This window comes from Bacillus cereus (genome assembly GCF_002567495.1).
In the GTDB taxonomy this organism is placed as follows: Bacteria; Bacillota; Bacilli; order Bacillales; family Bacillaceae_G; genus Bacillus_A; species Bacillus_A cereus_AQ.
Map to the genome: position 1 here is coordinate 1 of NZ_NVAP01000080.1, position 12,412 is coordinate 12,412.

The following is a 12,412-nucleotide window of genomic DNA, read 5'->3' on the forward strand; positions in this document are numbered from 1 at the left end:
CTGGCATTGCAACGACGACATGCGACAGTTATCTCGACCGGACCTTTTAAACATCCTCTATTAGTGTTTGAAATGACGTACGCCAGTGAACACCATAGCAATCCCATACGTATCTGCCACTTTAATAGAATCTTCATCACGGATCGATCCGCCTGGTTGAATGATTGCTGTAATTCCTGCCTTTGCTGCTTCTTCTAATGTATCTGGCATTGGGAAGAAAGCATCAGATGCAAGTGCGCTACCTTGTGCTTTTTCACCAGCTTGTGTAATTGCGATTTTTGCAGAACCTACACGGTTCATCTGTCCCGCACCGACACCAATTGTCATGTCATCTTTCGCTAAAACAATTGCGTTTGATTTCACATGTTTTACAACTTTCCAAGCTAGTTTTAAATCTTTCCACTCTTGCTCTGAAGGTTCACGTTTCGTTGGAATTGAAATTGTACTTTCATCTAATGATAACGTATCTTCCTCTTGAACGAGAAGTCCACCTTGTACAGAAGTTAGTTTTTTGCTTGCACTTGTCGCTTTTTCAATATTTACAGTTAGTAAGCGTAAGTTCTTCTTACTTTGCAACACTTCCAAAGCTTCTTGCGAGAACGAAGGTGCGATAACAATTTCTAAGAAAATTTCATGTAACTTTTCTGCTGTAGCTTTATCAATTTCACGATTTGCTGCAATAATACCGCCGAAGATTGATACTGGATCTGCTTCATAAGCACGAGTATATGCTTCGTGAATATCAGTTCCTACTCCAACACCACATGGATTCATATGTTTTACCGCTACTACTGCCGGTTCTGTAAATTCTTTTACGATGCTAAGCGCTGCGTCTGCATCATTAATATTGTTATACGATAATTCTTTACCGTGTAATTGTTCTGCGTATGCAACAGAAGAAGTTGCTGCGAATGGCGCTTTATAGAAAGTTGCCTTTTGATGTGGGTTCTCTCCATAACGTAAGTCTTGTTTTTTCTCAAATGTCACAGTTAATGTTTCTGGACTCTCTTCACCCATTTGCTCTGTTAAATAGTTAGAAATTAGCGCATCGTATGCTGCTGTATGACGGAATACTTTCGCTGCTAGTTTACGTTTCGTTTCATCCATTACTTCGCCGTTTTCTTTTAGTTCTGCTAATACAACATCATAATCTACTGGATCTACAATTACAGATACGAATTTATGATTTTTCGCAGCAGAGCGAATCATTGTCGGGCCACCAATATCAATATTTTCAATTGCATCAGCAAATGTTACATCAGGCTTAGCGATTGTTTCTTTAAATGGATATAGGTTTACAACAACAAAATCAATTGCTTGAATGCCTAGTTCATTCATTTGCGCTACATGTGTTTCATTATCACGAACTGCTAATAGACCACCATGAATATTTGGATGTAAAGTTTTCACACGGCCATCCATAATTTCAGGGAAACCTGTTACTTCAGAAATACCGATTACTTGTAAGCCGTTTTCTTCTAGTAATTTTTTCGTACCACCTGTTGAAATAACTTCGATCCCTTGTTCAAGTAAACCTTTAACAAATTCTACTACTCCTGTTTTATCTGAAACACTTACTAATGCACGCTTTTTCATTGATCCTTCACCCCTAGTTGTATGTTAGTTAACAGTTGGTTCTTTCACAGACCGAACAATTTGATTCACTGTATTTACGTATAATTTATGTTCAACTTGTTGAATTTTCTTTTGTAAGCTTTCTCTCGTATCCCCTTCAGAAACAACTACTGCTTCTTGCGCAATAATTGGACCTGTATCCATACCTGCATCTACATAATGAATTGTTACTCCAGTTACTTTCACACCTGCTTCTAACGCTTGACCGACAGCATCTTTACCCGGAAAACTCGGTAGTAATGATGGATGAATATTAATAATCTTCCCACCGTATGCTTCTAGTAACGTCGGCCCGATTAAGCGCATGTAGCCAGCTAAAATAACATAATCAATTTCATATTCTTCTAGCTTCTTTAATATCTCATTTTCAAACACTTCTTTTGACTCATATGCTTTCGCTGAAAAGGCAAAGCACGGAATATGATGATAATGGGCCCGCCCAACAGCGCGTGCTTCTGGTTTATCACATACTAATAAACTAATTTCTGCATCTAATCTTTTTTCTTCTACCGCATTAACGAGAGATTGAAAGTTAGATCCACTCCCAGAAGCAAAAACTGCTAATCTACTCATAGTGCTGTGCCCCCATTGAAAGTAACGCCAGTCCCTTGTACAGTACGTCCAATAATACGAGCTGTTTCTCCTTGCTCTTCAAGAAGACGAACAATATCTTTTGCATCTTCTTCCTTCACCGCTACTACCATACCAATACCCATGTTAAAAATATTGAACATTTCTTTCTCTTCTAGTTTTCCAACTTCTTGAAGTAAACTGAAAATCGGCTGGATTTCCCAAGCCCCTAGTTCAATTTCCGCACCGATTCCTTCTGGCAACATACGAGGAATATTTTCAATGAACCCACCACCTGTAATATGCGCCATACCGTATACTTCATGTTTCTTCAATAGTTCTAAAATAGGTTTGACATAAATTTTCGTTGGTTTTAATAATTCTTCACCAAGAGGTAGCTCTAAGCGTCCATAAATGCGATCTAAAGATAGTTCCCCATCTTCTAGTAACACTTTTCGTACTAAAGAGTAACCATTACTATGAATACCGCTAGATGCTAAGCCAATTAACGCGTGACCAGCTTCAATTTTTTCACCTGTTACAATTTTCTTTTTATCAACGATACCAACTGTAAAACCAGCTAAATCATATTCTTCCGTAGAATACATTCCTGGCATTTCAGCTGTTTCTCCACCGATTAATGCACAACCAGCTTGACGACAACCCTCTGATATACCTTTGACGATGTTTTCAATTTTACTAGGTTCAGCTTTACCACAAGCAATATAATCAAGGAAGAAAAGCGGTTCTGCTCCTTGGACAACAATATCATTTACACACATTGCTACTGCATCAATACCAATTGTGTCATGTTTATCTGCCATAAAAGCGAGCATCAATTTCGTTCCCACGCCATCTGTTCCAGATACTAATACAGGTTCTTCTAATGCAAATTTTGATAGATCAAACATACCTCCAAAACCGCCTAAACCGCCTAGCACTTCTTTTCTCATAGTTGTTTGTACGTGTTTTTTCATGCGAGATACCGCTTCATATCCAGCTTCAATATCTACTCCTGCTTGCTTATATGCATTCGCCATCGTTATTTACACCTCGTCTTTTAATTTCTCCCCATCCAGGGCCGCCGTTTTAAGAAAGAAGCTAGCTTCTACATCAAAAGAAGTAGAAGCTTTTTTCAATTTCTTATTTTATACTTTCTAAAAGTTCTTGCTCATAATCATAAAGAGCTGTTGGATAGTCCCCATTAAAGTAAGCCATACATAGACCGCCATATTTCCCTTCATATGGACGTCCAATTGCATCTACTAATCCATCTTCACTTAAAAATGTTAAAGAATCTGCTCCGATCATTTCACGGATTTCTTCTACTGTATTATTTGCTGCAATTAATTCTTTTCTCGTTTGAATATCAATGCCATAGAAACATGGATACTTAAGAGGTGGTGAAGCGATTCTTACGTGAACTTCTGTCGCTCCAGCTTCACGAAGCATACGAACAATTCGTTTACTTGTCGTTCCTCTTACGATAGAGTCGTCAATCATAACAACTCGTTTCCCTTCCACTACACCTCTTACTGCTGAAAGCTTCATCTTAACCCCTTGCTCACGCAGTTCTTGAGAAGGCTGAATAAACGTACGTCCAACGTAACGATTTTTAATTAATCCTAATTCATACGGAATGCCTGTTGCCTCCGCATAGCCAATCGCTGCTGAAATACTAGAGTCTGGTACACCAGTAACAACATCCGCTTCAATAGGAGCTTCCGCCGCTAAACGTTTTCCCATATTTTTACGCGCTGCATGAACGTTAACACCAGCAATATTAGAATCTGGTCGTGCAAAGTAAATGTATTCCATACTACAAATCGCATGTTCTACATCGTTTGTGAAACGATCTACCTGAATTCCTTCATCATTAATGATAAGCAATTCACCAGGTTCTACATCGCGAATGTATGTTGCACCTACTACATCAAAAGCACATGTTTCAGATGCTACAACGTAAGCATCCCCCATCTTTCCAATTGAAAGCGGACGGAATCCATTTGGATCTAACGCAACGATCATTTCATTTCCAGTTAGTAAAAGATACGCAAACGCACCTTTCACTTTATTCAGAGCCTCTTTTACACTTTCAATTAAAGAGTCTTTCGTACTACGTTTAATAAGATGTAAAAGTACTTCTGTGTCTGAACTTGTTTGAAAAATACTTCCCTCTGCCTCTAATTCACGGCGAAGCATTTTTGCATTAATTAAATTCCCGTTATGAGCTAGCGCCATACTATGATCAGAAAAACGGAACAATAATGGTTGAACGTTAGCAACTTCACTTCCACCAGCTGTTGCATATCGTACATGTCCGATTGCTGATTTTCCATTTAATCCTTCTAGCTCACCTCTTGAAAACACTTCTGATATTAAACCTAACCCCTTATGACCGACGATTTTCTCACCATTATTTACGACAATGCCTGCGCCTTCTTGTCCACGGTGCTGTAAACTGTGCAATCCGTAGTATGAAACTTGTGCTGCATTTTCATGCCCCCAAATTCCGAAAACGCCACATTCTTCGTTTAACCCCTTTATTTCAGCAAGCATGGGATTGCCCCTTTCCAAGCCTTTCTCATTTCATCTACATTTGCTGTAAGTAATACTTCATTTTCTTCATTATGAATTGTTACTTCATTTGTACTTGTTACTTCTCCAACTTGGATTGCTTCTACCGCTTTCTCAAACGCCTCTTTATTTTCACGTTTTACAGTTATCACGAAGCGAGACTGTGATTCAGCGAATAATGCTGCTGTTTCTTCTCCATCTAATTTCACAGTAGCACCTAAGCCGTTAGCACCAATTGCACTTTCTGAAATCGCAACTGCTAAACCACCCTCAGCAACATCATGTGCAGATTGAACAAGACCAGCTTGAATTGCTTCTAATACTTGTTTTTGGCGTTTTAATTCTACATCTAGATCGATACTTGGTGATTGACCGAAAATTTTGCCGTGAATCATTTTCTGTAATTCACTTCCGCCAAACTCAGCTTTCGTCTCACCGATTACATAAACTAAATCACCAGCTTGCTTAAACTCTTGTGTTGTTACATGTTTTAAGTCATGTACAAGTCCAACCATCCCAACAGTTGGTGTTGGATATACAGCTTCACCACTACGCTCGTTATACATCGATACGTTTCCGCCGATAACTGGTGTTTGTAATGTGCGACAAGCTTCACTCATACCGTCTACTGATTTCTCAATTTGCCAGAAAATCTCCGGTTTTTCTGGGTTACCGAAGTTTAAGCAATCTGTAATTGCAAGTGGCTCCCCGCCAGAACATACAATATTACGCGCTGCCTCTGCTACTGCAATTTTACCGCCCATTTCTGGATCTAGATAAATGTAGCGAGAGTTACAATCTGTCGTCATTGCTAATCCTTTTTCTGTACCTCGTACACGTACAACTGCTGCATCTGAACCTGGTGTAACCACTGTGCTTGTGCGAACTTGGTAATCGTATTGATCGTATACCCACTCTTTACTTGCAATTGTTGGTTGTTGTAATAGAGCGAATAACGTTTCTTTATAATTTTCTACTTTTGGTGTTTCCATTTTCATTGCCTGGAATTCAGCAAAGTATGCTGCTTCTTTTGATGGCTTATGATAAATTGGTGCTTCTTCTGCTAACGCATCTGCTGGAACTTCAGCTACCTTTTCACCTTTATGGAATAAACGAAGCATTTTATCTTCCGTTACTTTCCCCATCGTAACCGCTGCAAGACCATACTTCTCAAATAAATCTACTATTTCTTGCTCTCTACCTTTTTTCACAACAATTAACATACGCTCTTGTGATTCAGATAGCATCATTTCATATGGTGTCATTCCTGTTTCACGCTGTGGTACATCATCTAAGTACATTTCAATACCCATTCCTGCTTTACTTGCCATTTCTGCAGAAGATGATGTTAAACCAGCTGCACCCATATCTTGAATTCCAACAAGTGCATCAGATTGAATCAATTCTAAACATGCTTCAATAAGAAGTTTTTCCATAAATGGATCTCCTACTTGAACCGCTGGGCGTTTCGCCTCTGAGCTTTCAGACAGTTCTTCAGATGCGAATGTTGCACCGTGAATACCGTCACGACCAGTTGATGCTCCCACGTACATTACTGTATTACCAGCACCGTGCGCTTGCCCTTTTTTAATATCTTCATGGTTAATTAAACCTACGCACATGGCATTTACAAGTGGATTTCCTTCATAACATGGATCAAATTGTACTTCGCCGCCAACAGTCGGAATACCAATGCAGTTACCGTACCCTGCGATTCCTGCTACTACTTCTTCGAATAAATATTTCACACGTGGTGATTGTAATTCACCGAAACGAAGTGAGTTTAATAGAGCTACCGGACGTGCTCCCATAGAGAATACGTCGCGAATAATACCACCAACACCTGTTGCTGCTCCTTGATATGGTTCAATAGCTGAAGGATGGTTATGACTTTCCATTTTAAATACAACTGCTTGATTATCACCGATATCTACAATTCCAGCGCCTTCTCCAGGTCCTTGCAGAACACGCTCACCTGTCGTTGGAAACTTACGAAGAACTGGTTTTGAATTTTTATAACTACAATGCTCAGACCACATTACAGAGAATAATCCTGTTTCTGTATAATTTGGCAGACGACCTAAAATCTTTTCAACCATGGCAAACTCTTCGTCTGTTAGCCCCATTTCCGCATATATACGCTCTTCTTTAATTTGTGTTGGATTTGGTTCAAGCATTAACGACATATGTTTCCCTCCACTGTTTTAAGATAGATTGAAAGACTTTTAACCCTTCAGCACCGCCAAGTAATTCATCTACAGCACGCTCTGGGTGTGGCATCATACCAAGTACATTTCCTTTTTCGTTTACAATACCAGCAATATCTGAAACGCTGCCGTTAGGATTTTCTACGTAACGGAATGCGATTTGATTATTCTCTTCTAATTGTTTAAGGGTCTCTTCGTCACAATAGTAATTCCCCTCACCATGAGCGATTGGAATATTGATTACTTCATTTTTTTCATATTGTGATGTAAACATTGTTTCATTATTTTCAACACGCAACTGAACAGTGCGACACATAAATTTTAAGTTTTCGTTTCTCATTAATGCTCCTGGTAGTAATCCTGATTCAACAAGAATCTGGAATCCATTACATACACCTAAAATCGGCTTTCCTTGCTCAGCAGCTTTTTGCACTGCTTTCATTGCATTAGCAAAGCGAGAAATAGCACCGCAGCGTAAGTAGTCACCATAAGAGAATCCACCTGGTAGTAAAATTGCATCATACTCATCTAAGTTCTCTGTATCGTGCCAAACGTAATCTACTTCTTCGCCTAGCTCATCTTTAATTGCATGGAACATATCGACATCACAGTTCGAACCTGGAAATACTATTACGGCAAATTTCACTGTGCGACAACCTCCTCAACTTCATAACGGAAGTCTTCCATTACAACGTTTGCTAATAGTTTTTCACACATTTCTTTTACCGTGCTATCTAAGTCAGATACAGATTTATCAATTGTTAGTTCCATGTACTTTCCGATTCGAACGTCTTGTACTTCTGTGAATGAAAGACTATGAAGAGCTCCTTTTACCGCTGTTCCTTGTGGATCTAATACGCTTTCTCTTAATGTTACATATACCTTAACTTTATACATGTGAAATTCCCCCTAAACGTTTTAAAATCTCTTCATAAGCATCTGTTAAATTTCCAAGATCGCGACGGAATACGTCTTTATCAAACTTTTCATTGCTCGCTTCATCCCATAAACGGCAAGTATCTGGTGAAATTTCATCTGCTAATATGATTTCTCCTTCTTCCGTTACGCCAAACTCTAATTTAAAATCTACTAATCTTACACGACAGCTTGCGAAATGATCAATCAACACTTGATTGATTTGTAGAGCCATATCTCGTAATACACTTACTTGCTCTGGCGATGCAACGTTTAATACACGAATATGATCTTCCGTTACAAGTGGATCTCCTAAATCATCATCTTTGAAGTAAAATTCTACGATTGGTTCTGCAAGTACAGTCCCCTCTTCCATTCCTAATCGTTTTGAAAGACTTCCTGCAATTACATTTCTTGTGACAACTTCTAAAGGAATAATACTCACTTTTTTAACAAGTTGTTCTGTTTCAGATAACTTCTCAACAAAATGTGTTTTAATTCCCACTTCTTGTAACTTTCTGAACAATAAAGTTGTAATCTCATTGTTCAAACGACCTTTTCCTGTAATCGTCTCTTTTTTCTCCCCATTGAAAGCAGTCGCACTATCTTTATACTCTACCCAAACCATATCTGCTGATTCTGTACGATAAATTCTTTTTGCCTTACCTTCATACAGCAATTCTAGCTTTTGCATTTCGCAAGCCCCCTGTAGTTTGAAAAATGTGAATAATGTTTTTATAAAGAATGGCACAGAATGACTCTATTCTGTGCCATATGAAATTTTATGCTTCGTTTAATCCAAGGCGTTCAAAGATTGTATCAACGTGTTGCATATGATGCTCATAATTGAAGCATTCATTAATTTCTTCTTGTGTTAACTTACTTGTAATACGCTCATCAGCTTCTACAAGCTCTTTAAATTGTACTTGTGTTTCCCAAGCTTCCATCGCTTTAGGCTGTACGATATCATAAGCTTCTTCACGCACCATGCCTTTGTCGATTAGTGTAAGCATTACACGCTGAGAATAAATTAAGCCGTATGTTCTTGTCATATTGCGTTTCATATTCTCTGGGTATACAGTTAAGTTTTTAACGATATTACCAAAGCGATTTAACATGTAATTTAACGCAATTGTAGCATCCGGTAAAATTACGCGTTCTGCCGAAGAGTGAGAAATATCACGCTCATGCCATAATGGAACATTTTCGTAAGCTGTCATCATATAACCGCGGATAACACGAGCTAAACCAGTCATATTTTCAGAACCAATTGGATTACGTTTGTGCGGCATTGCAGAAGAACCTTTTTGGCCTTTTGCGAAAGCCTCTTCAACTTCACGTGTTTCACTCTTTTGTAAACCACGAATCTCAACTGCCATCTTTTCGATAGATGTTGCAATTAATGCAAGTGTTGACATGTAGTGTGCGTGACGATCACGTTGCAATGTTTGTGTTGAAATTGGTGCTGCTTCTAATCCTAAGTTTTCACAAACATATTTCTCTACGAATGGATCGATATTTGCATATGTACCAACCGCACCAGATAGTTTACCAACACGAACTGTATCAGCAGCTTGTTTGAAACGCTCTACGTTACGTTTCATCTCTTCATACCAAAGACCAAGTTTCAAACCAAATGTCGTTGGTTCTGCATGAACACCGTGTGTTCTTCCCATCATGATTGTGTATTTATGCTCTTTCGCTTTGTTAGCTAAAATGCTTACAAAGTTCTCTAAGTCTTTTAATATGATTTCATTCGCTTGTTTTAAGATGTAAGATAACGCTGTATCTACTACGTCTGTAGATGTTAAACCGTAATGAACCCATTTACGTTCCTCGCCTAATGTTGGCGTTTCTGATACAGCACGAGTGAATGCAACTACGTCATGACGTGTTTCTTTTTCAATTTCATAAATACGATCAATATCAAATGATGCATGTTCACGAATTTTTTTAACATCTTCTTTTGGAATGTCGCCAAGCTCAGCCCATGCTTCACAAGCTAAAATCTCAACTTCTAACCACGCTTTAAATTTGTTCTCTTCCGTCCAAATCGCACCCATTTCAGGGCGTGTATAACGACTAATCATCTTTTTCCCTCCAACAGTTGTTCTTGATGGTCCCAAATATGCAAACTCTTCGCTTTTTCTAGAGCGACTTCAATATTATCATTTAAAATATTAACATGCCCCATTTTTCGCTGTGCTTTTGCTTCTTCTTTTCCATACAAGTGTAAATAGCACCCGGTTAATCTATTCACTTGTTTTAGGACCCCTTCTATATGTTCGCCTAAAATGTTTACCATGACAACTGGTTTTAACAAATTTGTTTCTCCTAGAGGTAAATTACAGATTGCTCGAATATGTTGTCCAAATTGACTCGTTTCACATGCATCCTGTGTATAGTGTCCTGAATTGTGAGGTCTTGGCGCTAATTCATTAATGTAAATCTCACCATTAGCTGTAGCAAACATCTCTACCGCTAGTGTTCCCACAAGTCCTAATTCATCCGCAAGTACCTTTGCATAAGCAATTGCTTTTTGAGAAAGCTCTTCTGTAATGCGAGCTGGAACGATAGATTCATGTAAAATGTTATTTACATGAATATTTTCTGCTACTGGAAACACTTTCGTTTCACCACTTACACTACGAATTACAATAACTGATACTTCTTTTTCAAAAGGCACCCATTTCTCTAAAATACACTCTGCTCTATCCGCAAGACTTCTCGCTTTCTCAACATCAGCTTCACTCCTTAAAACAATCTGCCCTTTCCCATCATATCCACCTGTCGTCGTTTTTAAGACGGAAGGGAATGATAACTCAGCAATCGCTTCAGTAAGCTGATCTTGATTTTGAACTAATCTATACGTTGCTACTGGTAACCCAGCTTTCTCAATCGCATTCTTTTCTGTAAAACGATTTTGCGTTGTATTTAACAACTGACTACCTTGTGGTAAGTACGCATGTTTTTCAAGCCATTGTAAACATCTATAATCAATATTCTCAAATTCATATGTGACAACATCACTTATCTCTGCTAAATGCTGAATTGCTTTTAAATCGTCATACGGTGCAACAATTTCAATATCAGCAACTTGTGCACATGGTGAATGCTTTGTAGGATCTAAAACAGCAATTTTATATCCCATCTCCTTAGCCGCCAGTGCCATCATTCTTCCTAGCTGGCCGCCTCCAATAATGCCGATTGTTTTTCCAGGTAAAATGATTCTCGTCATACTAGCTCACTACCTTCACGCACATCTTTTTCAATCGCTTCTCGTCTCAATTCTAATGCATCATGTATATCATCATGGAATGATCCAAGTATTTGTGCAGCAAGTAATCCAGCATTTGTTGAACCAGCTTTACCAATTGCAACAGTTGCAACTGGAACACCTCCTGGCATTTGGACGATGGATAATAATGAATCTAAGCCGTTTAATGCTTTTGATTGAACTGGAACACCGATTACAGGAAGATTTGTCTTCGCTGCAACCATTCCTGGTAAATGAGCTGCTCCACCAGCTCCAGCAATAATAACTTTCAATCCACGTTCACGAGCCGTCTCTGCATATTCAAACATATAATCCGGAGTCCGATGAGCGGATACAACTTTTTTCTCATACGGTATATTTAATTCATCTAAAATGTCACAAGCATATTTCATTGTTTCCCAGTCTGACGTGCTTCCCATTATGACTCCAACTAGTGATTTCATATTAGAATCCCCCCGATTCAAATAAAAAAAGCCTGAAATAGAACAGTTTCTCTTTTACTATGAGAGAAAGCGCTCTACTCAGGCATACGTATCCCTTGTGAATAGAAAAATACCGAGTGACTTTCCCTCATAGTCTAACGAATAACGGTCGTTAGGTAGAGACTTGCAGGCCATATCCCCGCGATTATATGAGGTCTTATATTATTGTTTCTATGGCTATATTAACAATATTTCATAAACAATGTCAATAAATAATCGAATGTTTTTTTATTAGCAGTCAATAACGTTCGTGTTTTAGTTATATTCAAAAGAAGAATTGCAACTATATGCAAGAAGAAAAGGGAATTAGAATATATATTTCTAGAGATCTATTTTACGTATAATCGTTTTATAGTACTTCAGTATGTTTTAAATCAAAATATATACACTCTTGTGTTCTACAGATCAATAGAACTTTTATTTTAACGATTTAATTTCTAAGGAGGTTAACCGTGAAAGAAAGACATATGCTATTATCCTATTTATTTTTTTCTATCGCAGTAATTGCTGTAATTATTGAATACTTATTTATAGCATCTTATTTTTTCTACTCTTATTATTTAAAATATATACTTATGATAGAAATAATGTGTCCTATTTTAGGTATTGTTTTAGCGATATTTGGAAAATCAGGACCCCCAAAAATCATTGCTATTATTTTAAACAGTCTCTATTTCATGCTTTTTTCGTCTTTAGCCTTATTGAATTTATGGATTATAACATTCGGTAAATAAAAATAAACACAAAAA

At 38.0% G+C, this 12,412-nt stretch carries 12 protein-coding genes and 1 riboswitch; of the genes, 1 reads left to right on the top strand and 11 read right to left on the bottom strand.

The genetic code is table 11. From position 1 onward, the window contains the following. Positions 1–60: 60 nt before the first annotated feature. The 11 genes from purH to purE all read right to left on the bottom strand — a co-directional run bounded on the left by purH (position 61) and on the right by purE (position 11,624). Positions 61–1,596, bottom strand: coding sequence for a bifunctional phosphoribosylaminoimidazolecarboxamide formyltransferase/IMP cyclohydrolase (gene purH / locus COK05_RS29300; RefSeq protein WP_098615317.1), 1,536 nt, complete (start codon positions 1,594–1,596; stop codon positions 61–63). Positions 1,597–1,620: 24 nt separating this feature from the next. Beyond that, positions 1,621–2,208: a phosphoribosylglycinamide formyltransferase gene (purN, locus tag COK05_RS29305; protein WP_098615318.1), complete on the bottom strand. Its 588-nt coding sequence runs from the start codon at positions 2,206–2,208 to the stop codon at positions 1,621–1,623. Then, positions 2,205–3,245 carry a phosphoribosylformylglycinamidine cyclo-ligase gene (gene purM, locus COK05_RS29310; protein WP_098615319.1) on the bottom strand — a complete coding sequence of 347 codons (1,041 nt, stop codon included), beginning with the start codon at positions 3,243–3,245 and terminating at the stop codon, positions 2,205–2,207. Before purM ends, purN begins: the two co-directional genes overlap by 4 nt. Before the next feature lie 103 nt (positions 3,246–3,348). Then, positions 3,349–4,764, bottom strand: coding sequence for an amidophosphoribosyltransferase (gene purF / locus COK05_RS29315; RefSeq protein ID WP_098615320.1), 1,416 nt, complete (start codon positions 4,762–4,764; stop codon positions 3,349–3,351). Next, positions 4,749–6,968 carry a phosphoribosylformylglycinamidine synthase II gene (purL, locus tag COK05_RS29320; protein WP_098615321.1) on the bottom strand — a complete coding sequence of 740 codons (2,220 nt, stop codon included), beginning with the start codon at positions 6,966–6,968 and terminating at the stop codon, positions 4,749–4,751. Before purL ends, purF begins: the two co-directional genes overlap by 16 nt. Further along, a complete protein-coding gene (purQ, locus tag COK05_RS29325) occupies positions 6,952–7,635 on the bottom strand; it encodes a phosphoribosylformylglycinamidine synthase subunit PurQ (protein ID WP_000666784.1) in 684 nt (227 codons plus the stop codon). The genes purL and purQ overlap by 17 nt, the downstream gene beginning before the upstream one ends. Further along, positions 7,632–7,886 (bottom strand): phosphoribosylformylglycinamidine synthase subunit PurS, encoded by a 255-nt coding sequence (purS, locus tag COK05_RS29330; protein WP_098615322.1) that lies wholly within the window; start codon positions 7,884–7,886, stop codon positions 7,632–7,634. Before purS ends, purQ begins: the two co-directional genes overlap by 4 nt. Further along, a complete protein-coding gene (gene purC / locus COK05_RS29335) occupies positions 7,879–8,598 on the bottom strand; it encodes a phosphoribosylaminoimidazolesuccinocarboxamide synthase (RefSeq protein ID WP_098615323.1) in 720 nt (239 codons plus the stop codon). Before purC ends, purS begins: the two co-directional genes overlap by 8 nt. Before the next feature lie 88 nt (positions 8,599–8,686). Continuing rightward, positions 8,687–9,994: an adenylosuccinate lyase gene (purB, locus tag COK05_RS29340; protein WP_000625687.1), complete on the bottom strand. Its 1,308-nt coding sequence runs from the start codon at positions 9,992–9,994 to the stop codon at positions 8,687–8,689. Then, entirely contained in the window at positions 9,991–11,142 is a 1,152-nt protein-coding gene (gene purK / locus COK05_RS29345) for a 5-(carboxyamino)imidazole ribonucleotide synthase (protein WP_098615324.1), read from the bottom strand. The genes purB and purK overlap by 4 nt, the downstream gene beginning before the upstream one ends. Next, positions 11,139–11,624, bottom strand: a complete 486-nt coding sequence (purE, locus tag COK05_RS29350) for a 5-(carboxyamino)imidazole ribonucleotide mutase (RefSeq protein ID WP_000839367.1) — start codon at positions 11,622–11,624, stop codon at positions 11,139–11,141. The genes purK and purE overlap by 4 nt, the downstream gene beginning before the upstream one ends. A gap of 110 nt (positions 11,625–11,734) precedes the next feature. Beyond that, positions 11,735–11,836: riboswitch (purine riboswitch) on the bottom strand. A gap of 294 nt (positions 11,837–12,130) precedes the next feature. Here purE and COK05_RS29355 point away from each other — a divergent pair. After that, the gene (locus COK05_RS29355; RefSeq protein ID WP_440898761.1) at positions 12,131–12,397 is read left to right on the top strand and encodes a hypothetical protein; all 267 of its coding nucleotides are present in this window, start codon (positions 12,131–12,133) and stop codon (positions 12,395–12,397) included. Positions 12,398–12,412 lie beyond the last annotated feature (15 nt).